This window comes from Bradyrhizobium sp. BWC-3-1 (genome assembly GCF_032917965.1).
Classification (GTDB): domain Bacteria; phylum Pseudomonadota; class Alphaproteobacteria; order Rhizobiales; family Xanthobacteraceae; genus Bradyrhizobium; species Bradyrhizobium canariense_D.
In genome coordinates this window covers 5,556,041-5,576,256 of record NZ_CP136625.1, presented here as the reverse complement: position 1 = coordinate 5,576,256, position 20,216 = coordinate 5,556,041, and the positions used below count along the sequence as shown (strand labels likewise).

General features: G+C 63.1%; 19 protein-coding genes. 7 read left to right on the top strand and 12 right to left on the bottom strand.

Translation table 11 applies throughout. The features are described 5' to 3' along the window. Window positions 1-46: 46 nt before the first annotated feature. The gene (locus RX329_RS27245) at window positions 47-391 is read left to right on the top strand and encodes a hypothetical protein (protein WP_085353024.1); all 345 of its coding nucleotides are present in this window, start codon (window positions 47-49) and stop codon (window positions 389-391) included. A gap of 57 nt (window positions 392-448) precedes the next feature. Here RX329_RS27245 and RX329_RS27240 read toward each other — a convergent pair whose 3' ends face one another. Further along, window positions 449-1,450: a sensor histidine kinase gene (locus RX329_RS27240; RefSeq protein ID WP_317244488.1), complete on the bottom strand. Its 1,002-nt coding sequence runs from the start codon at window positions 1,448-1,450 to the stop codon at window positions 449-451. A 206-nt stretch (window positions 1,451-1,656) separates the two neighbouring features. After that, window positions 1,657-2,703 carry an alpha/beta fold hydrolase gene (locus RX329_RS27235; protein WP_247338107.1) on the bottom strand — a complete coding sequence of 349 codons (1,047 nt, stop codon included), beginning with the start codon at window positions 2,701-2,703 and terminating at the stop codon, window positions 1,657-1,659. A 306-nt stretch (window positions 2,704-3,009) separates the two neighbouring features. Between RX329_RS27235 and RX329_RS27230 the strand changes: the two genes are divergently transcribed. Together RX329_RS27230 and RX329_RS27225 are read left to right on the top strand one after the other, a co-directional pair. Further along, window positions 3,010-3,684: a response regulator transcription factor gene (locus tag RX329_RS27230; protein ID WP_007592584.1), complete on the top strand. Its 675-nt coding sequence runs from the start codon at window positions 3,010-3,012 to the stop codon at window positions 3,682-3,684. 1 nt (window position 3,685) lies between these two features. Further along, window positions 3,686-5,095 carry a sensor histidine kinase gene (locus RX329_RS27225; RefSeq protein ID WP_317244487.1) on the top strand — a complete coding sequence of 470 codons (1,410 nt, stop codon included), beginning with the start codon at window positions 3,686-3,688 and terminating at the stop codon, window positions 5,093-5,095. A gap of 69 nt (window positions 5,096-5,164) precedes the next feature. Here RX329_RS27225 and RX329_RS27220 read toward each other — a convergent pair whose 3' ends face one another. After that, window positions 5,165-6,466 (bottom strand): M20/M25/M40 family metallo-hydrolase, encoded by a 1,302-nt coding sequence (locus RX329_RS27220; protein WP_317244486.1) that lies wholly within the window; start codon window positions 6,464-6,466, stop codon window positions 5,165-5,167. Between the two features lie 277 nt (window positions 6,467-6,743). Between RX329_RS27220 and RX329_RS27215 the strand changes: the two genes are divergently transcribed. Next, a complete protein-coding gene (locus tag RX329_RS27215) occupies window positions 6,744-7,832 on the top strand; it encodes a TRAP transporter substrate-binding protein (RefSeq protein WP_085352726.1) in 1,089 nt (362 codons plus the stop codon). A gap of 78 nt (window positions 7,833-7,910) precedes the next feature. Here RX329_RS27215 and RX329_RS27210 read toward each other — a convergent pair whose 3' ends face one another. The 5 genes from RX329_RS27210 to RX329_RS27190 all read right to left on the bottom strand — a co-directional run bounded on the left by RX329_RS27210 (window position 7,911) and on the right by RX329_RS27190 (window position 12,805). Further along, window positions 7,911-9,566 (bottom strand): TRAP transporter large permease subunit, encoded by a 1,656-nt coding sequence (locus tag RX329_RS27210; protein ID WP_085352727.1) that lies wholly within the window; start codon window positions 9,564-9,566, stop codon window positions 7,911-7,913. Between the two features lie 27 nt (window positions 9,567-9,593). Further along, on the bottom strand, window positions 9,594-10,175 hold the full coding sequence (locus RX329_RS27205) for a TRAP transporter small permease subunit (protein WP_317244485.1): 582 nt from the start codon (window positions 10,173-10,175) through the stop codon (window positions 9,594-9,596). A gap of 170 nt (window positions 10,176-10,345) precedes the next feature. After that, on the bottom strand, window positions 10,346-11,371 hold the full coding sequence (gene moaA, locus RX329_RS27200; RefSeq protein ID WP_085352728.1) for a GTP 3',8-cyclase MoaA: 1,026 nt from the start codon (window positions 11,369-11,371) through the stop codon (window positions 10,346-10,348). A 107-nt stretch (window positions 11,372-11,478) separates the two neighbouring features. After that, entirely contained in the window at window positions 11,479-11,976 is a 498-nt protein-coding gene (locus RX329_RS27195; protein WP_204510891.1) for a hypothetical protein, read from the bottom strand. 139 nt (window positions 11,977-12,115) lie between these two features. After that, window positions 12,116-12,805, bottom strand: coding sequence for an HAD-IA family hydrolase (locus RX329_RS27190; RefSeq protein ID WP_317244484.1), 690 nt, complete (start codon window positions 12,803-12,805; stop codon window positions 12,116-12,118). Between the two features lie 167 nt (window positions 12,806-12,972). Between RX329_RS27190 and rpiA the strand changes: the two genes are divergently transcribed. The 3 genes from rpiA to gor are packed head-to-tail and all read left to right on the top strand — an operon-like array spanning window position 12,973 to window position 15,651. Continuing rightward, window positions 12,973-13,686: a ribose-5-phosphate isomerase RpiA gene (rpiA, locus tag RX329_RS27185; RefSeq protein ID WP_085352729.1), complete on the top strand. Its 714-nt coding sequence runs from the start codon at window positions 12,973-12,975 to the stop codon at window positions 13,684-13,686. Window positions 13,687-13,688: 2 nt separating this feature from the next. Beyond that, the gene (locus tag RX329_RS27180; protein WP_085352730.1) at window positions 13,689-14,207 is read left to right on the top strand and encodes a DUF2059 domain-containing protein; all 519 of its coding nucleotides are present in this window, start codon (window positions 13,689-13,691) and stop codon (window positions 14,205-14,207) included. A 55-nt stretch (window positions 14,208-14,262) separates the two neighbouring features. Further along, on the top strand, window positions 14,263-15,651 hold the full coding sequence (gor, locus tag RX329_RS27175) for a glutathione-disulfide reductase (RefSeq protein WP_317244483.1): 1,389 nt from the start codon (window positions 14,263-14,265) through the stop codon (window positions 15,649-15,651). Window positions 15,652-15,657: 6 nt separating this feature from the next. Here the strand turns inward: gor and RX329_RS27170 are convergent, their stop codons facing one another. From RX329_RS27170 to RX329_RS27155, 4 genes are all read right to left on the bottom strand, one after another. Further along, window positions 15,658-16,797, bottom strand: coding sequence for a hypothetical protein (locus RX329_RS27170; protein WP_317244482.1), 1,140 nt, complete (start codon window positions 16,795-16,797; stop codon window positions 15,658-15,660). Between the two features lie 572 nt (window positions 16,798-17,369). Further along, window positions 17,370-18,596 (bottom strand): carboxylate-amine ligase, encoded by a 1,227-nt coding sequence (locus RX329_RS27165; protein ID WP_143273417.1) that lies wholly within the window; start codon window positions 18,594-18,596, stop codon window positions 17,370-17,372. 21 nt (window positions 18,597-18,617) lie between these two features. Next, complete coding sequence (locus RX329_RS27160) at window positions 18,618-19,445, bottom strand: class II glutamine amidotransferase (RefSeq protein WP_317244481.1); 828 nt, start codon at window positions 19,443-19,445, stop codon at window positions 18,618-18,620. Between the two features lie 92 nt (window positions 19,446-19,537). After that, on the bottom strand, window positions 19,538-20,164 hold the full coding sequence (locus RX329_RS27155) for an FMN-binding negative transcriptional regulator (protein ID WP_018459369.1): 627 nt from the start codon (window positions 20,162-20,164) through the stop codon (window positions 19,538-19,540). Between the last annotated feature and the right edge of the window lie 52 nt (window positions 20,165-20,216).

The following is a 20,216-nucleotide window of genomic DNA, read 5'->3' as shown; positions in this document are numbered from 1 at the left end:
CGCAAAATCCGAAATGAGCGCCTCGGCGGCTGGCCTGGGGTTGATGATGAGCTTCGATCCCGATGAGGTTCAAAGCGCGCTGCGCAAGGCCTGGTCGTTGGCAACCGCCAGTCAATGGACGGCGAGCAATCCGGCGGCAGGGCAATGCAACGTCACCTCGCTGCTGATTCACGAGCTCTTCGGCGGCGAGTTGCTGAGGACGCCGCTGCCGGCCGGCGACCATTTTTACAATCGCATCGGTGGTCGGCGGTACGACTTTACGGCCAGCCAGTTCGATCAGCCGATTGCTTACAGGGATTTACCTGCAAGCCGTGCCGATGTGGAATTGGGAGCGACAAGCGATGAACTGGCCGAACTCAGAGAGGCTTTTCAGGAGCGTCGTACGAAGTAAAGCCAAGGGCCAATCGCAGACGGGTGACAGGAGTGGGCGCGGGAAATCAGCTCAACATCAATTCGCAAGACGGTCTTTGCTCATGCGCAGGATGACCACCACACCCTCTTCCGACCAGTCAAAAGTTATAGTCCCGCCAAGCTGGGCGGCCATACTTCGGTGCACCAACTGGCTTCCAAAGCCTTCGAGCTTTGTTGGAGCGACAACGGGGGGACCACCCCGCTCCGTCCACTTGACCACGACCTCGTCCTCGTGAGCGTTGCACGATACGTCCAGGGTGCCACTTGAAAGGGACAGCGCACCGTATTTCGCAGAGTTGGTTGCCAGTTCATGCATCACCAAGGCGAGTGCTGTGCTGGAAGCCTCTCCCACGTTCATCTTGGGGACCGAGACACGAATACGAACGCTGGCTCCTTCCTCATCGTACGGCGCAAGCAGAACAGAGATGAGGTCTCCGAGAAGCGTCCCTTTTCTATTTCGTCCCGGTACCGGGCGCACAAGGTCCTGAGCACGTCCAAGAGCCATCAGGCGACTGGTCAGCTCCTGGGCCATATCCTCTTTTGATGCTGCCGAGCGTGAGCTCATTTGCGTCAGCGCCGTTGCGACGGTGAGAAGGTTTTTCAGCCGGTGGCTCATCTCGCCCGCCAGGAGCTCGTTGGCTTCCTCGGCTTGCTTGCGTTGGGTGACGTCCAGGAAAATACCGAACATCGTTCGATCCGCGATGTCGGCATCGTCGCCCTGGCCCCGCGCGGAAATCCAACGGATATCGCTGCCGGTCAGAATACGAAAATCTATCTCGTAAGAGCCTACGACTGCGCGAGTAGCGGCAAATGCCGATCTCACCCTCTCGAGATCGGCGGGGTGGACGTTCTTGGACAGTATCTCGAACATAATTTTCTGCTCGCCCTTGGGCACCTCCCAAAGGTCGTACGCGGGTTCATCCATGGTGATGGCGTCGGTATCAACGTTCCAGGACCATAGAGCGACACCGGCGGCGCGAGTGGCAGCCCGGAGGTGCTTTTCGTGCCACAAGGGCATCGTCACCTGGCTAGGAACCATTGTGCTTCGTTTTCCCGCTTTATCTGACCAATCGGCACCTCGGCCAACGGGCGATCGACAGATACCATACCCGGTCGAAAAGGTCTCCGTTCGACCGAGAGGGCGGGTTGAAGTGTGGTCCCGCGCCCGAGTTGGCTCAGAAGCGATCCTCCGCAAACGAGCCGTGAGGTTCGCCGACGGCGATCAGCGGCGTTGTTCGTGAGCGATTACGCGTTGCTTCGCGAAACGCCTGGGCCTTCCCGTCCATGGGTCAACACGGCCTCGGCAGCAGCTTCGTCGATGGCCGCCATCACATCAGCGGTTGCGGAATGATGAATCATGTGTCCCGCTCCGTCGATCCGGTGCAATTTGCTCTGCTTGACCTCGCCATGCAGCCTGACCGACTGCTTGATATCGATCAGACGATCGTTCTGGCCCGCGATAATGATCGTCGGCATCTTGAGTTCTGCATAAGTCTTCGAACCTGAGAATGCGGCGGAGATCAACATCGTCGCTTCGGCCGCTGTGGCCCGCATCTGTGATGGGCGCAACGCCATTTCTTTCGGAAAGCCGGCGAACTTGTTCGGGACCGGCCGGGGGCCAAACAGCTTGCGCAACATCGCGGGCCACATCATCCGACCGGCTAGCGGCGAAATCGTGGAGCTGATGACGTCCCCGACCACCGGTAGGGCGGACAGCACCGACGCCGCGCTGTCCGCGCGGGGAGTCGGGAAATAATAGCCCGAGGCCAACACGAGAGCCTGCACGAACGAAGGATGTCTTGTCGCCAGCGCAACCGCAACCGACGCTCCCCATGAATGGCCAAGGACAATCGCTTGAGAGACGCCCAATTGATCGAGGGCCTTCTTGAACAGGTCCGCCTGGGCATCCGGAGTCCAGACGACGCGCCTTGGCCGCGAGCTATGCCCAAAACCGGGACGATCGAACACCATGACCCTGTAGTTCTCGGCTGCGAGATCGATCAATCCACTCGAGACGAAATCCTGGACCATGCTGCCATTGCCGTGAAACAAGACCAGCGGCTTGCCTCTGCCGCGTTCCAAATAGTGCAGGCGAACCCCCTCTACGTCGATGAACCGACCCTGCGGAGGATTATCGCGTTTCGCTTTGTTCGCGAGCCGCCGGTTTATGATTGCGGTAGCCGCAACGAGGGTACCTGCGGCAGCAAACGCAGCGGCGCCTGGATGTCGCGTGATGGCGCTCAAGCAATCGGATAGAAGGGAGCTGGAACGTGTTCGTCGTGCAAGGCGCATCCGCATTACCTTAGGTGGTCTGCACGACGCCCCATCAAATGAGAAATGTTGCAGCTGAGTTGAACGGTTCGCGGGGGTGTTCGTTCCTCGGCAGGGCCGACGGCGGCGGGGCCCAAGGAGGTAAATTCCCGGGCCATCCGCGACCTCATCCGCTCGTGCCCGGACTGGCTTACAGGAACCTGACGGAAGGGAGCGGCCGGCCCGCCGGGTGCTTTTTCGCTGGCCGAGATGCCCCGGATGATGGAAGACAGCGAAGATGCGGCGGAAGCCGTGCGGTGACACCGGAACATCCCGCGGGAAAATGCGATGCGCCTTCTGATCGTCGAGGACAATGCCGAGCTGTCGCGGCTCGTTGCCGGCGGGCTGTCGGCGGCCGGCTATGAGAGCGACATCGTCGGCAGCGCTGCCGAAGCGCGCGAGGCGGTCAGCAGCGTCAGCTATGCCGCGATGATCCTCGACCTCGGACTACCCGACGGCGATGGCCTGTCGGTGCTGCGTGAGCTTCGCCGGCAGATGGAGCCGTTGCCGGTGCTGGTGCTGACCGCGCGCGGCGGCTTGCAAGATCGTGTCAGCGGCCTGCGCAGCGGCGCCGACGACTATCTCGCAAAACCGTTCGCGATGGAGGAGCTGGTGGCGCGACTGGAGGCGATCCTGCGCCGTCCGGGCCAGTTGCTTGGCCGCTCGCTGCGCCTCGCCAACCTCGTCTATGACACCGAGAGCCGCCAGATCTTCGTCGACGACCAGCCGCGCATCATCTCCGCGCGCGAGACCTCGGTGCTCGAGATCCTGCTGCGCCGGCAGGGGCGGGTGGTACCGAAGAAGAACGTCGAGGACCACATCTTCGGCCTCGATGGCGAGGTCGCCTCTAACGCGGTCGAGGTCTACGTCTCGCGGCTGCGCAAGCAGCTCGCCGAGCATGGCGCCAAGGTCGTGATCCACACCATCCGTGGCGTCGGCTATCTCATGGCCGAGGAGAAATAGCGTGGCCCGGATCGGATCTCACGCCGGATTCCGCGCCGGGATCCATGGGAGGTCGCCGACGTTCAAATCGCTGATCTGGCGCATCGTGTTCCTGCACATCGTGGCGGTCGCGGTGGTCGCGATCTTCCTGCCGCTGGTGCTGTTCTGGCTGCTCAATTCAGAGATCGACCAGCTGCATCGCGATGCCATGCGCGCGCAGGCCGAGGTGTTGGCCGAGCGCATCGTCGCCCAGCCCGACGGGCTGCTGACGTTCAACCTGCCGGACAGTCTCAAGGGCCTTTATTCAGAAGCCTATGGCCGCTACCAGTACGACATTCGCGATGCCGGGGGGAATCTGCTGTTTTCGTCGCGGCGCAAGACCGGCACTGCGGCGGCCGCGCCACCGCCGCTCTCCGAAACGATTTCCGGGGCCGGAGTCACCCGCACCATCGACGGCAAGGTGATACGCATTCGCGTCGCGGAGGACCTCGCGCACCGCGACGTCATCATCGACGACATCGTATCGAACTTCTTCCGGCGGGTCGGATGGATCACCATTCCGATCCTGCTGGTCCTGCTCGGCATCGACATCATCATCTTTCGCCGCGCTGTTGCGCCGCTATGGAAGGCCTCCGAGGAGGCGAGCAATATCGGCCCGGCGCGCACGGACATCCGTCTGCCGACGGAGCAGATTCCGCGCGAGATCATGCCGCTCGTCACCGCCGTCAACCAGGCGCTCGACCGCCTCGAGGACGGCTTTCGGGTGCAGCGGCAGTTCACCGCCGACGCCGCGCATCAATTGCGCACGCCGCTCGCGATCCTGCGCACGCGGATCGAGACGCTCGGCGATGGCGCCGCACGGCATGCGCTGCATGCGGACATCGAGGGCATGAGCCGCATCGTCGCGCAGCTACTGGAGATCGCCGAGCTCGACACGCTGGTGCTCGATCCCGGCGAGACCGCGGATTTGCGCGCGGTCTGCGCCGAGGTGGTCGGTTCGATCGCGCCGCTCGCGATCGCACAGCACAAGGATATCGCGCTGAGGGGCACCGAGGCGCCGGTGCTGATCCACGGCAATTCGGTGATGCTCCAGCGCGCGATCTTCAATCTCGCCGAAAACGCCATCAAGTTCACGGCAATGGACACGTCGGTCGATGTCGATGTGAGCGAGGATGGCGCGGTGCGCGTGCGCGATTGCGGGCCGGGAATCGCGGAAGCCGAGCGCGAATTGATCTTCCACCGCTTCTGGCGCGCCGACCGCCAGCGCAGCGACGGCGCCGGCCTCGGGCTGTCGATCGTGCGCGCCGTGGCGGATGATCACGCGGCGACGGTTGCGGTGGAGAATCTTCCGGGCGGCGGCGCGCAGTTCACGCTGCGGTTCAGGCTGGCAGAGAAGTCAGGCGACGTTGATTTGAACGCGGCGCTGCGCTGACGCGCCACTTTCTCCCACATCCGCCTTTGCCAAGGCTTCGGCGGACGTGAGGAGAGAAGGAAGATCGGGCTATTTCAGCTTGCCGGTGGACAGATCCATGATCATGCGTGTGGTCAGATAAAGCCGCGGCACGATGCTGTTGAGCTGCACATATTCGGCATCGTTGGAATGCGCGCCGAAGCCCGACAGACCCATGCCTTCGACCACGGCTCCGCTGGTCTTGAGTGCGGCAAACGCCGCGTCGGTGCCGCCGCCGGTCGCCTTCTCGTCGACTTTGAGAGGCAGTCCGATCTCCTCATAGATCGTCTTGCCGTGGGCCGCGACTCGACGTGAGGCGTCGTTGGCCTCCAGCGGCGGACGGCGCACCTCGAATTTCAGCTCGACCTTGGACTCGGGCAGCAGGTGATTCTTGATCTTCGCCTGCAGTGTCTTCTCGAGCTCGTCGAAATCGGCGACCTTAAGTGCACGTGCGTCGGCCTGGGCCGTGGCCTCCGCGGGGATCACGTTGCGGTTGGTGCCGGCCTTGGAGACCGTCCAGTTCAGTTTCAGGCCCTGCTCTGGTTTGGACAGGTCCTTCATCTGCAGCAGCTGGTAGGAGAGTTCGTACAGCGCGTTGACACCGCCCTCGGGCCGTGAGCCTGCATGTGACGACTTGCCCTGCACCGTGAGATAGGCCGAGCCGATGCCGCTGGTGGCCAGCCGCAGCGTGCCGTCGGTACCGCCGCCTTCAAAGGAGAACACCACATCCTGATCCGCAGCGAACCTGGTGATGGTGCTGCGCCAGCCCGGTGAGGAGATCTCCTCGTCGCCATTGGTGAGCACCGTGAGCGTGCCGTAGTCCCGGAAGCTCAGCTTCTGCAGCAACGCCACGGTATGAAGAATGAGCGCGACGCCCTGCTTGTCGTCGGCAATGCCGAGGCCGTAGGCCTTGTCGCCGTCGATGCGGAACGGTTGATCCTTCAGCATGCCCTTCAGGTACACGGTGTCCATGTGGGCGATCAGCATGATCTTCTTGCTGCCGGTGCCCTTGAATACGGCGTGTACGGCCGGGCCGATCTTCTCGGGTGTGTCGTCGAGGCGATAGACGTCGGTGGGTTCGAGGATCTCCACCGTGCCGCCGAGCTGCTTGAGCTGGCCGGCAACGCGCTGGGCGATCTGGTTCAGACCTTCGACATCCTTGCTGCCGGATTCGATGCTGACGAGATCGCGCAGCGTGTCGAGCAGCGGCTGCTGCTCTTTTTGCGCCAACGCATGGACGTCGGCCATGACATTCGCGCTCAGCTCAGCATGCGCCGGCATTGCCGCACATCCCAGCCAGAGCGACGCGATCAACGAACCAACGAGCGATGGAGCAGGGTAGGATCGCGACATGCGTGGCGGCCTTAGGTTGGGGGAATGGCGCGGTATGCCCGTGTTTCCGGCGCTTGTCACGTGCCCGGCGCGCCCGTCATGCCCGGCCGAGGCGGGCGTGATGGGAACGGCCAGGGCCGCGGCCGTCTAAGCCTAAAGTCGTAGGACAATGGCGCGGGAGCTGGGCATTTTCGTCCCTCACATCGTGAGGGATGGAAATCGGACGACACATGTTCCATGCTGGCCTCCAAGCCTCGGCAAGAAGGCCCATCGTCACAATCCATCAGGGTAGGACATCATGAAAAGACGAGATTTCATCAAGGTCACCGGGCTTGGTGCGGCGGGTGTCGCCACGCTCGCCGCTCCAGCGATCGCGCAGACGACGCCCGAGATCAAATGGCGCATGCCGACGAGCTGGCCGAAATCGCTCGACACGCTCTATGGCGGCGCCGAGATGATGGCCAAGATGGTCGCGGAAGCGACCGACAACAAATTCCAGATTCAGACATTTGCCGGCGGCGAGATCGTGCCGGGCCTTCAGGTGCTCGATGCCGTGCAGAACGGCACCTGCGAAATCGGCCACACCGCGTCTTATTATTATTTCGGCAAGGACCCGACCTTCACCTTCGGCTCGGCCGTGCCGTTCGGACCGAACATGCGCATCAACCAGGCCTGGTACATGCTGGGCGGCGGCAGGGAGATTCTCAACGAGTTCTACAAGAAGTACAACGTCGTCTCGCTGCTTGCCGGCAACACTGGCTGTCAGATGGGTGGCTGGTTCCGCAAGGAGGTCAAGACGCCTCAGGACTTCAGCGGGTTGAAATTCCGCATCGGCGGCTTCGCCGGCAAGGTGATGGCCAAGCTCGGCGCGGTGCCGCAGCAGATCGCCGGCGGCGACATTTATCCGGCGCTGGAGAAGGGCACCATCGACGCCGCGGAATGGGTCGGGCCCTATGACGACGAGAAGCTCGGCTTCGTGAAAGTCGCGCCGCATTATTACTTCCCGGGCTGGTGGGAAGGCGGGCCGATGCTTCTGGCCTTCGTCAACCAGGACAAGTGGAACGCGCTGCCGAAGCACTATCAGAGCATCCTCGAGCAGGCGGGGCACTACGCCAACAACTGGATGATGGCGAAGTATGACCAGTCCAATCCACCGGCGTTGCGGCGCCTGCTCGCAGCCGGCGCCAAGCTGCATCCGTTCTCGCCCGAGGTCATGCAAGCCTGCTTCAAGGCGGCAAAGGAGCTGCACACCGAAGTCTCGGCTACCAACGCGGACTTCAAGAAGGTCTACGAATCGCTGACCGCGTTCTCGAACAACGGATATCAGTGGTTCCAGGTCGCCGAAGTCGGCTATGACAACTTCATGGCGCGCAACTCGCAGAGCTGATCGCAGAGCGCACGATCGGCCCAAACGAAAAAACCCGGAGCTTTCGCTCCGGGTTCTTTTTTGCAGGCGGGCCGGGCGCTATTGCTTCGGCTGGCCGAAGTCGAGCGGCGGCAGATCGATCTGGGGAATATCGATCTTGATGCTGTTGGGATCGACGGTGGACTGCACGCCCTTGTAGTGCATCACCATCGACGGGAACATGATCACGAGCAGCACCATGATCATCTGGATGACGACGAACGGCACCGCACCCCAATAGATCTGTCCCGTCGTGACCGGCTCCATGCGTTTGCCGGTGACGCGATCGGTATAACGTTCCTTCGGCGCGACCGAGCGCAAATAGAACAGCGCAAATCCGAACGGCGGATGCATGAACGACGTCTGCATGTTGACGCCCAGGATGACGCCGAACCAGATCAGGTCGATGCCGAGATGCTCGGCAGCCGGCCCGAGCAGCGGGATCACGATGAAGGCGAGTTCGAAGAAGTCGAGGAAGAACGCCAGCACGAAGACGAAGGCGTTGACGAAGATCAGGAAGCCGATCTGGCCGCCGGGCAGGGAGGTCAGCAGGTGCTCGACCCAGACGTGGCCGCTGACGCCGTAGAAGGTGAGCGAGAACACGCGTGCCCCGACCAGGATGAAGACGACGAACGCGGACAGCTTCGCCGTCGATTCGGTAGCCTGACGGATCAGGTCCCAGGTCAGCCGCCGCTTCGCGGCTCCGAGAATGAGGGCGCCGGCTGCACCCATCGCACCGCCTTCGGTGGGCGTCGCGACACCGATGAAGATCGTGCCCAGCACCAGGAAGATCAGGAATAGCGGCGGCACCATTACGAAGGTGGTCTGTTGCGCCATCTTCGAGAGAAAGCGGTAGCCCGTCAGCTTGTCGAGGACCCAGTTCGCGATGGCGACGAAGAACGCGAAGAGGATGCCGAAGAACATGCTGAGCACGACGAAGTCGGCGCCGTGTGTCTCCGAATTCCGCATCATGAACCAGCCGAAGACGCAGCTCGCCAGGAACAGCACGCCGAGCGACTTGAGGCCGCGGTCGCCGCTCTCCTCGCGGAAGCCGATCGCCTCCTTGGGAAGACCAGGCGCCGCCTTCGGGAAAATCATGGTCACGAGGAACGCGTAACCCGCATAGAGGCCGGCGAGCACCAGGCCCGGAATGAACGCGCCCTCGTACATGTCGCCGACCGACTTGCCGAGCTGGTCGGCCATCACGATCAGGACGAGCGACGGCGGAATGATCTGCGCCAGCGTGCCGGAGGCCGCGATGATGCCGGTCGCCACGCGGCGGTCGTAGCCGTAGCGCAGCATGATCGGCAGCGAGATCAGGCCCATCGAGATCACCGAGGCCGCCACGACGCCGGTGGTCGCCGCAAGCAGCGCGCCGACGAACACCACCGCGTAGGCGAGGCCGCCGCGGATGGTGCCGAACAACTGGCCGATGGTGTCGAGCAGATCCTCCGCCATGCCGGAGCGCTCGAGCACCAGTCCCATGAAGGTGAAGAAGGGAATGGCGAGCAGCGTGTCGTTGTTCATGACCCCGTAGACGCGCTCCGGCAGGGCCTGGAGAAAGTCCGGGTGGAATTGGCCGAGCTGAACGCCGATGATGGCGAAGAACAGGCCGACGGCGCCGAGCGAAAATGCTGCCGGGTAGCCGAGCAGCAGCACGATCACGAGCGTCGCGAACATGATGGGCGCCAGATTGGCGATAATAAACGCGGTCATGACTTCCCCCTAAACCGTCGCCAACGGCTACTTCTTTTCGATCGCTTCGACGAGGTGCTCGACCTCGGCCTCCAGTGCGGACACCTGCGACTCGTGTGGGTCCGGGATCATGCCGCGCATGATCGCGATTCGCTTGATCAGCTCGGATATGCCTTGAACGAGCAGGAGGGCGAAGCCGATCATGATCAGCGCTTTTGCCGGCCATTGTGGCAGGCCGCCCGCATTGCCGGATTGCTCGTTGATCTGGAGCGAGCGCAGGAAGAACGGTATTCCGGTCACGATCATGACAACGGTCAGCGGGATCAGGAAGAAGATGTGCCCGATGATGTCGATGATGTTGCGAGCCCGTTTCGGCATCATGCTATTGAAGATGTCGATCCGGATGTGCTCGTTGTCGAGCAGCGTCCAGGACGCGCACAGCAGGAACACGATGCTGAAAAGCACCCATTGCAGCTCGAGCCACGAGTTGGAGGACGTGTCCAATGTCTTTCGGATGATCGCATTCAGCGCCGAGATGACGACGGCGAGCAGGATCAGCCAAGCCAGACGTTTGCCCGTCCAACCTGTGAACGCGTCAATTCCATTGCTCAGCTTCAGGAGCGCTTGCAAGATTGGTCCTCCCCGATTTGCCCCGGCCGTCTTGACTGCGCCGAGTGGGCGCGTTGGCTTGTCTCGCCGCGCAGGCATGAGGCTGCCGCACCAAACCAGCGAGCGTGCCGCCAGTCAATCGGAAGTTTGTTGATAGTTAAGGGGAATAAGCCGCGGCCGGCCAGCCGATGTTAGCCGCCGGTGACGCTCATGTGCCTGGAGACGCTGGGGCGGTCGTGGCGGCGGTCGATAATGAAATCGTGGCCCTTGGGCTTCAGCCCAATGGCGCGGTCGATCGCATCCGCAAGCAGCGAATCGTCGTCCGATGCACGCAGAGGTTTGCGCAAATCGGAGGCATCCTCGTGGCCGAGGCAGGTGTGCAACGTTCCCGTGCAAGTGACGCGCACGCGATTGCAGGATTCGCAGAAATTATGGGTCATCGGGGTGATGAAGCCGAGCTTGCCGCCGGTCTCGGCGACGCTGACATAGCGCGCCGGCCCCCCGGTGCTCTCGGCCAGATCGGTCAGCGTGAACTGCTGGGCAAGGCGCGCGCGCACCAGCGACAGCGGCAGATATTGGTCGATTCGTCCCGATCCGATCTCGCCCATCGGCATGACCTCGATCAGCGTCAGCCCCATGCCCTTGCCGTGGGCCCAGCGCATCAGGTCGGGAAGTTCATCCTCGTTGAGGTTCTTCAGCGCCACGGCGTTGATCTTGACCGCGAGGCCCGCGGCGCGTGCCGCCTCGACGCCTTCCAGCACCTTGTCGATCTCGCCCCAGCGGGTGATCTCGCGAAACTTCTGCGGATCGAGCGTGTCGAGCGAAACGTTGATGCGGCGGACGCCGCAATCGGCGAGTTCGCTGGCATGTTTCGCAAGCTGGGTGCCGTTGGTGGTCAGCGTCAGCTCGCTCAGCGCGCCGCTCTTGAGGTGCCGCGACAGCGAGCGCACCAGCGTCATCACGTTACGGCGGACCAGCGGTTCGCCGCCGGTGAGCCGCAGCTTCTTCACACCCTTGGCAATGAAGGCCGAGCAGAGCCGATCGAGTTCCTCCAGCGTCAGCAGGTCCGCCTTGGGCAGGAACGTCATGTCTTCCGACATGCAGTAGAAGCAGCGCAGGTCGCAGCGGTCGGTGACGGAGACGCGCAAATACGAGATGGTCCGTCCGAACGGATCGGTCATCGTGCTCGACAGGGGGCTCGCGGAAAGTCCGTTCATACCAAATGCCTTGTCACTTGCGGCAACGCGAGCAGTTTTGCTTCAGCGGTGTCCTGGAAGCAATCTAAGCATCGAATGCGTCAGAGACAATTGGGGGATGACGGAGGTCAGCGCATGCCCGCGTTAGGATCGGGGAAAGGCGAGCCCGCAGCCGGTGCGGCAGCAGCCGGGGCGACCGCGGCCGCCGCCGGTTTCGGTTTCTTCGGGCGGTGCGGCTTGCGGACCGGTTTTGGCGGAACGGCCGGCTGGAGCTCCGCGAAAATCGGGTTGGGGTCGGTGGTGATCGAGGCGGGCGTGGTGAAGTCGCCGGGATTTCTGATGACATTCACCGGTACGCTCACCGGCTGGTATTTTGGCAGCGCGAAAGCGACCGTGAAGGGGGCGTCGGGAGCGGGAACCGCGACGGAGCAGGGCGTCTTGCAGCCGGCACCCAGTGAGGTCGTGGCGTCAGCACCCGGGGGATTGGATTCGAGCCGGACCTGCACGGTCGGCGGGGCCGATTTGAACATGTCCCAGGACGTCGAAGACATCGAGGAGCAGCCGGCAAGGGTCGCTGCTCCCAAGAGACTGACCCCAGCTAGCGCAATCGCAATGACACGACGCATGACCATCCACTTCTACTGCGACGAACCGCCACATCCCCGGACAAACTTAGGAGTGTCGTTCCGAACGAGCAACCGGCCGGCCGCACATCGTTAGTAGATGGTTAAAGCGGGATTCCGTGGAATAACTAAGCTATCTCAGCTACTTGAGACCTGCCTGCGCGGTCATCAGGCTGCTGGCGGCTGCCGGCAGGTCGCGCATGTGATGGATCAGCCGGTCCGGCTTCAACTCGGCAATCGGGACGTCCGTATAGCCGAAGCTGACCCCGATCACGGGAACTCCGGCGCGCCGGGCCACGCCGACATCGGGTCCGGCGTCGCCGACCATGATGCTGGCTTTCACCTCGCCGCCGGCCCGCGCCACCGTTTCCCGGAAAATGGTCGGATCGGGCTTCTGGACGCCAAAAGTGTCAGCGCCGCAGATCGCGGCGAAGCGCCGGCTCAGGTCGAGCTGATCCAGCAGGCGCTTCGACAACCATTCCAGCTTGTTGGTGCAGACCGCAAGGCGATGGCCCTGGGCTGCAAAATGGTCGAGCGCGGCCTCCAGACCCTCGAAGGGCCGGGATTCGACGGCGATATTGTCGGCGTAATAGCCGATGAAATCGGCCGTCATCCGGTCCGTGTCGGCCACCGTGACGCTGCGGCCCTCGGCCTCCAGCCCCCGCTCGATCAGCTTGCGGGCGCCGGCGCCGATCATGTTGCGGGCCGAGGCCATCGGCACGGGCGGCAGCCCTTCGCGCTCGAGCACGTAATTGAGCGCGGTGATCAGGTCGGGCGCGGTATCCACAAGCGTGCCGTCGAGATCGAAGACGATGGTGTGGGAGGGGGTCATGGTCCAGCGCTACCGGCCCGGCCCCGCCCGCGCAAGGGCCGAAGCCATAAGATCACCTTATAAGGTGGGTCCGGAGGCCTGTTCCCCCAGACCCTGTTCTCCGAGGGAAAACGAGGCTACACAGGCCGCCGCAAGCCTAACACTCGTAATTCAGGGACGGCGCAAACGTGAACATGGACCAGTTGAAGCGGCAGGCTGCGGCGCGCGCCCTCGAGGACGTCCGTGACGGCATGCAGCTCGGGCTCGGTACCGGCTCGACTGCAAAACATTTCGTCGAGCTGCTCGGCGAGCGGGTCCGCGCCGGACTGAAAGTGATCGGCGTGCCGACCTCCGAGGCGACGCGTCTCGATGCAATCCGCTGCGGCGTGCCGCTGACCACGCTGGATGAGATCGATCATCTCGACATCACCGTCGACGGCGCCGACGAGATCGATCCCGAACTCAATCTGATCAAGGGCGGCGGCGGCGCGCTGTTGCGCGAGAAAATCGTGGCGGCCGCCTCGGATCGCATGATCGTGATTGCCGACGACACCAAATGGGTGCCGACACTCGGCGGCTTTCCGCTGCCGGTCGAAGTCATCCCGTTCGGGCTCGGCGCAACGCGTCGCGCGATCGAGAAGGCGTTTGCGGAATGCGGCGTTTCCGGGCAGATGGCGGTCCGCAACGGCAAGGACGGCCACGTTTTCGTCACCGATGGCGGCCACTGGATCCTCGATGCCCAGCTCGAAAAGATTGAGGATCCCGCCCGCCTCGCCACGGCGTTGAGCGCGATCCCCGGCGTCGTCGAGCATGGTTTGTTCATCGGCTTGGCCAGCTCGGCTGTCTTGGCGGGTGGCGAGGGAATTCGCGTGATTGAACGGCGAAAGCCGAAAGGAGACTAGGAATGAAGAGCGTTTTGAAATTGTTGCCGGTCGCGACCCTCGCTGTGGGACTGGCCCTCTCGGTCGCCCCGGCCGGGGCCCAGCAGGCGGCTCCGCCGAAATCGTCGCCGACGGCCATCGCGGCCGCCAAGGAGATCCTCGCGATCAAGAACGCCAGTGCGATGTATGCCAACGCCGTGCCCGGCCTGGTCGATAAGACCAGGATCGCGCTGATCCAGCAGAACCTCAACTATCAGAAGGATCTCACCGAGGTCGCCGGGGTCGTCAACCAGCAGCTGGCAGGCCGCGAAAAGGAGATCGGAGAAGGCATGGCGCAGGTCTATGCCAGCGAGTTCACCGAGCAGGAGCTGAAGGATCTCGTCACCTTCTACAAGTCGCCGCTGGGCAAGAAGCTGATCGAAGCCGAGCCGCGCGCGATCGGGCTGAGCATGGCCTTCATGAACTCCTGGGCTCAGAACTTCTCCGAGACCGTGATGGGTGCCTTCCGCGCCGAGATGCGCAAGCGTGGCAAGGAGATCTGACAGTCCCTATCTGATCGGAATCCGGATCATGTTCTGAAAGAGGTCGGAGTGGACAATGGCTGAATTCGACGTCGACCTCTTTGTCATCGGTGGCGGTTCGGGCGGCGTGCGCGCCGCCCGCATCGCGGCCGGCTACGGCGCCCGCGTCATGATCGCGGAAGAGTACCGCATGGGCGGGACCTGCGTGATCCGCGGCTGTGTGCCGAAGAAGCTGTTCGTCATCGGCTCGCATTTCCGCCATGAGATCGAGGACGCCGCCGGCTTTGGCTGGACCGTTCCGTCTGCGACCTTCGACTGGCCGACGCTGATCGCCAACAAGGACAAGGAGATCGCGCGTCTGGAGGCGGCTTACGCCGCCAATGTCGAGAAGTCGGGCGCGCAAATCGTCAAGAGCCGCGCGGTGATCGAGGACAAGCACACCGTCCGCCTGCTCGAGAACGACCGGAAGATCACTGCAAAATACATTTTGATCGCCACCGGCGGCGCGCCCAATCACGGCGCTCCGATTCCCGGCATCGAGCACGTGATCTCCTCCAACGAGGCGTTTCACCTGGCCAAGCTGCCGAAGCGGATCGTGATCCAGGGCGGCGGCTACATCGCGCTGGAGTTCGCCGGCATCTTCGCCGGCTTCGGCTCCGACGTCACAGTCATCTATCGCGGCGACAACATTCTTCGCGGCTTCGACGAGGATGTTCGCGCCCATGTCCGCGCCGAGATGGAGAAGCAGGGCATCACCATCCTGACCGGCTGCACGGTGACGAAGGTCGATCGGCACGGCGAGGAATTCACCACGCATCTGTCGAACGGATCGAGCCTTGCCTCCGACCAGGTGATGTTCGCGATCGGCCGCCATCCCGCGGTCGCCAATCTCGGCCTGGAGAAGGCCGGCGTCGCCATCAACCCGCGGAACGGCGGCATCGCGGTCGACCATTTCTCCAAGAGCTCGGTCGACAGCATCTACGCGATCGGCGACGTCACCCATCGCTTCAACCTGACGCCGGTTGCGATCCGCGAGGGCCATGCGTTCGCCGACAGCGTGTTCGGCAAGCGCGAGGTGCAGGTCGATCACGCCAACATCCCGACCGCCGTGTTCTCGCAGCCGGAGGTCGGCACCGTCGGCCTGACCGAGACGGAAGCCCGCGCGCAATTCAGCCATATCGACATTTACAAGACCACGTTCCGGCCCATCAAGGCGACGATGTCGGGCCGCGATACCCGCGTGCTGATGAAGCTCGTCGTCGATGGTTCAACCGACAGTGTGCTCGGCTGTCACATCGTCGGCGATGCCGCAGCCGAGATCACGCAGGCAGTCGCGATTGCGGTGAAGATGAAGGCGACCAAGGCCGATTTCGACGCGACGATCGCGCTGCATCCGACCGCGTCCGAAGAGCTCGTCACCATGCGCACCCCGACCGCCCGCCACGTCCGCCAAGCGGCGGAGTAACTCCGCTCAGCCGTACAGGTATCCGACCGGCTTGCCCTCGGTGCGCAGCGGACGGATGTCCTTCTGCGTGATGATCTGACCGGCGAGGCCGTCGATCTCGTCGCGTTGCGTCGGCGTCCAGCTGCGGAGGTCGTTCATGCCCTTGAGAAGGCCGAGCCGAAGGACCTGCGTGTTCTCACCAACACCGACGAGGCTTGTGGCGTTCTTGCCCGCCGTCACCACATCGCCGGCCGCGAGCTCAAAGGTCTCGCCAGTCTTGTTCCTGAATTCGGCCGTGCCGCGGATCACGCGGTAGATCACGACCTCGCCCTTGGCGAAACATGTGGTGTCCGCCGCTGACGACGTGCTCTTGGACAAGAGCGATTGGCCGCGCGGATCGGTTGCGATGATGTGGCCGGCGACGAGGTGACCGCTCGGAGCCTCGATCCCGATATCGCGCACGTAAACCGGCATGGCCGATTTGATCGGGCTGTCGGTGAGCGGCTTGAACAGCGCATCCAGCGCCAAGGGGTCCTGGAGCCAGAAGCCTGCATCGACCGGGCGATCATGCCGAGAGTGGCTCCATGCCACCCGCGGCGTCTCGGCTTCGTTGATCTGGTCCGGACCGACGATGGTCGGGTTTGGAAACGTCGTCGGGTCAGTGATGAAGGCTTCGAGGAATTTGCCCGAATAGCCCATCGAGATTGGATCCGGCACCACCGTCTGCGGCGTCTTCAGATTCTCTTCGGTCGACAGTCCCGACCAGGTGTAGAACAGCTGTCGGTGCACGATCGCGCTTTGCAGCATCACCGCGCCGGGGCCGACATTATAGAAGCGCCCGTCATAGTCGAACGTGAACGCGCCCGACGTGACCAGCACGAGCTGAAAGCCGCCCGGCGGCAGATGAAGATGGAAGTCGGTAGGGCCGGTGTCGGGCAGATAGATCGGCAGATTGGTCGCGACCTCGTGCAGCAGGAAGGTTTCGTTGTTGGCGTGGAAACCCTCGTTGGCGCGATTGTAGAGGGCCTGCGGCCGGTACGTTGCCTCGAACTTCGCATTCCGGTCGCGATCGATCGCCACGAACTCCTGATCGTTGAGGCGAAGGGGCGCGCCGTCCGGGCGGGTGAGGCCGGTGAATTTGGGATCGCCGGTGGCATGCACGTTCATGGCATTCTCCGATCTGGCCCGCTCACCCTGTCTCGGCGCACGCATCTTGCTGAGAGCAGGGGATCAGGCCTGATGCTGCCTTGCGAATTTTAGGCCATTCGAGGCGGTGCGCGGCACGCAAGGCTTTGCGACTCGCCGCCACGCAATGAAAAATCGAGGTTGCACTTGAGGTTAGATGACGCGCTTGACCAGCCTGCATGGCCATGTTCGCCCAGTCTGCAATCCTGGTGACGAGACGTGTCTTGTCTAATTTGGCGGCATTCTGGCGCGGATGCGCAGCTGCGCCGATCAGGAGAAGTCGGCGGCCGGGTGGCTGAAGCCGTTCATTCGAAAGCTCGACGGACGGTCCGCTCGGGCTTGCCGTACGGGCCGTCAGCCCACTTCGCCATGTCCACTGCACGCGCCTCGATGAGCTCGCACCAGAGGCAGCTGAGCTCCGCGCGCCCTTTGGCCGAGAGCATCGGAATGAGGCCATGGCCACAGCCAGCGCAACATTTGACGTGATTCATCGTTCTCTCCGCGACCTTACGCATTCAGGACCGACATTGTTGCTCCCGAAGCTTGCGCGGGCGCTATGAAGGCGCGGGAACGCCTGCGGCGGGGGTGCTCGTGCCCGAGATCGTCGCGTCTGCGATCCAGCGCGACACGGCGGCGATGTCTTCCGCATTGTCGCGGAAGGCGCGAAGCTGGAATTCGGCCGAGCTGCCGCGTTCGACGATGGTGCGACAGTGTTCGACCTCGGCCATGCAGTTCAGCGCGGCGGCGTCTTCGGCGATGTGCTCGATCACACGGGAGAGCAGCTCGGAGATCTCGACCGGCCCGTCCTTGGAGGCAAAGATGCAATCGGTGCCGTAGCGCTGGGCGCGCCATTTGTTTTCCACCGCAATTGCGCGTTCGACCGCGGTGACCTCTTTCGAGAGATGAGGTCGCAGGTAGAGATAGCGGGTCAGGCAGCGATAGAGCGAGGCAATGGCAACGGCGTCGTCGACGAAGGTGCAGGTATCGGGCGCACGCAGCTCGAGGGTCGGGTGCTTCATCGAGGGGCGCATGGCCCACCAGATGTGACTTTCATCGGGGATGACGCCCGAGCGCTGCAACGCGCCGACATATTCGTCGTAATCCTGCCGGCTCTCGAATAATTCGGGCAGGCCAGTGCGCGGCAGCTCGGAATAGGCGGCGAGCCGATAGCCCTTCAGTCCGGTCTTGTGTGAATTCCAGAACGGGGAGGAGGCCGACAGGGCGATGAACAAGGGCAGATGCGGCTGCATCGCTCGCATCACCGCCATGCGCTTTTCGGGATCGGGCAACTGGACGTGCACGTGCATGCCGCACATCAGGTTGCGGTGGCCGATGCTGCGCAGATCCTCAATCATCTCCTCGTAGCGTGGCTTCGGGCTCGGCTGCGACATGCGCCAGACCGCGGTCGGGTGCGTGCCGCAGGCCATGATCACGAAGCCGTATTGTGCCGCGACGTTTGCGACTTCGCGACGCAGGAAGCGAAGCTCTTCGCGCGCGTCGGCGACGTCGACATGCACGTTGGTGGCGACCTCGAGCTGCGACTGTAACATCTCCCGCATCGCCTGGCCGCCTGTCGACCAATTCGCAGATTCGAATAGCTCATTGGGGGTCTGGATCGCGACCTCCAGGCTGCGGCGATCGGCGAGGAAGTATTCCTCCTCGATACCGAACGAATATTCCGCAGCCTTGCCGCGTCCGCCGGCCGAGCGAATGACGAGGTGCTGCCTGTCCTCGGAGGAATCGAGCCGCAGCAGTTTCAAGACGTCTGACGCCAATGTCATCGTGCCACCCGGCCAAGGTATTTACCCGCGGGCGATAATCCTTCTGGCAGGAGCGGGTTCCGCGTCGACCTCACTGGAAAGGGCAAGATCGAACGGAACAATTTTCGCGCTCTCGGACGCACGTGCGACCAGCGCGTGATTCGCGGGCACTTCCGTCCAGTCTGTTTCCTTGTCGAACGGCTCGGAGACGACGATGACTTGGCCGCCAGCCTCGCGGAAATAGAGCGTGTTGGCGGCATCGTTGACCGCAACCCGGAAGGCATAGAGATCCCGGCCGTTGGCGAGGGCGCTGGTGAAGCGTAGCCGCTCACGAAGCTCGCCTTCGTTGACGAGGCCGACGAGGGCTCGCAGCACGCGATGCGTTGCGCCGAGCGGATCGGCGTCGAGACCCGCGCCCATCATGGCGAGAAACACGGCTTCCGAATCGGTCGTGCCTGTCCGCGAGGGGTAGTAGGCATCGGGGATCAGCGCCTCGACCTTGCGCCGTAGGCGATTCCAGCTGCCGACGAAACCATTGTGCATGAACATCCACTGGCCGCAGGCAAAGGGATGGCAGTTCTGCCGCGTCACTGCCGTGCCGGTGGCGGCGCGCACATGGGCGAAGAACAGATGCGAGCGCAAATGGCGGCAGAGGTAGCGGAGATTTTCGTCCGACCAAGCGGGGCGTGTTTCACGATAAAGACCAGGCTCCGGATGCTCACCGTACCAGCCGAGACCAAAGCCGTCGCCATTCGAGCCCGCCGTCGACTGGAGCGAGCGGATGCTTTGCGCGATGAGCGAATGCTCGGGCTCGGTGACATAGGGCTCGAAGGACGTGGTCTCGCCCCGGTATGCGATCCAGCGGCACATAGGAATTCCGTCAGGAGATGCTTGCTGAAATGTATCAACGAACCTGACAGGACGATGGTTCCCGACAGCGAGTGTCGGGAACCAAGTGGCCACTAAACCGGAACCGGAATCAATGGCGCAACCTCGCGATCACCAGCGTTCTCGCTCGCTGCGAGACCTTGCGCGACGCCGACACGGTCAGCCTCGGGACGGTTCTGGCTCATCTTGCGCTTGCCTTCGAACCGCACGACGGGAATGCGCACGCCGACGATTCCGCGCAGCTGAGTTGCGATGAAATCTTCGGGGGCATCGGTAACGGCCCACGGCTTTGCACGCGATCCTTCATGCCTATTCGTGAGCCGCGTCACGGCGTCGAGCAGGCGCTCGGGCTCCTGGAAGAATTCGACCGGGCCGTAGGCATGCACCGCGACGTAGTTCCAGGTCGGCACGACCTTTTCGGTTTCCTGCTTGGTCGCGTACCAGGACGGCGTCACATAGGCGTCGGGACCGCTGAAGATCGCCAGCGCATCTCCGATCGGCGGCAGTTTCCATTGCGGGTTGGCTTTCGCCACATGTCCGTACAGCACGCCATGTTCGCCTTCGCTCTCGTCGAGAAGCAGCGGCAGCGGCGTGGCGACGGGGCCTTCGCTGGTGGCCGTGACCAGGCTGGCGAGGCGGGCGCCGCGAATGGTCGCTCGGATGCTCTCGATGTCGTCCTTGAAGGCGGGAGGGATGTACATGTCTATCTCCGGTTTTGCTCTGGAGATAGCCGGAATCTGGCCTGTAAGAAAC

Coding starts and splice junctions, on each gene's coding strand:
- RX329_RS27160 (WP_317244481.1), bottom strand. CDS start 19,445: ATGTGCCGCTGGATCGCATACCGGGGCGAGACCACGTCCTTCGAGCCC.
- RX329_RS27155 (WP_018459369.1), bottom strand. CDS start 20,164: ATGTACATCCCTCCCGCCTTCAAGGACGACATCGAGAGCATCCGAGCG.
- gor (WP_317244483.1), top strand. CDS start 14,263: ATGGCTGAATTCGACGTCGACCTCTTTGTCATCGGTGGCGGTTCGGGC.
- RX329_RS27195 (WP_204510891.1), bottom strand. CDS start 11,976: ATGCGTCGTGTCATTGCGATTGCGCTAGCTGGGGTCAGTCTCTTGGGA.
- RX329_RS27230 (WP_007592584.1), top strand. CDS start 3,010: ATGCGCCTTCTGATCGTCGAGGACAATGCCGAGCTGTCGCGGCTCGTT.
- RX329_RS27220 (WP_317244486.1), bottom strand. CDS start 6,466: ATGTCGCGATCCTACCCTGCTCCATCGCTCGTTGGTTCGTTGATCGCG.
- RX329_RS27165 (WP_143273417.1), bottom strand. CDS start 18,596: ATGACATTGGCGTCAGACGTCTTGAAACTGCTGCGGCTCGATTCCTCC.
- moaA (WP_085352728.1), bottom strand. CDS start 11,371: ATGAACGGACTTTCCGCGAGCCCCCTGTCGAGCACGATGACCGATCCG.
- RX329_RS27170 (WP_317244482.1), bottom strand. CDS start 16,797: ATGAACGTGCATGCCACCGGCGATCCCAAATTCACCGGCCTCACCCGC.
- RX329_RS27235 (WP_247338107.1), bottom strand. CDS start 2,703: ATGCGCCTTGCACGACGAACACGTTCCAGCTCCCTTCTATCCGATTGC.
- RX329_RS27215 (WP_085352726.1), top strand. CDS start 6,744: ATGAAAAGACGAGATTTCATCAAGGTCACCGGGCTTGGTGCGGCGGGT.
- RX329_RS27190 (WP_317244484.1), bottom strand. CDS start 12,805: ATGACCCCCTCCCACACCATCGTCTTCGATCTCGACGGCACGCTTGTG.
- RX329_RS27245 (WP_085353024.1), top strand. CDS start 47: ATGAGCTTCGATCCCGATGAGGTTCAAAGCGCGCTGCGCAAGGCCTGG.
- RX329_RS27210 (WP_085352727.1), bottom strand. CDS start 9,566: ATGACCGCGTTTATTATCGCCAATCTGGCGCCCATCATGTTCGCGACG.
- RX329_RS27240 (WP_317244488.1), bottom strand. CDS start 1,450: ATGGTTCCTAGCCAGGTGACGATGCCCTTGTGGCACGAAAAGCACCTC.
- RX329_RS27180 (WP_085352730.1), top strand. CDS start 13,689: ATGAAGAGCGTTTTGAAATTGTTGCCGGTCGCGACCCTCGCTGTGGGA.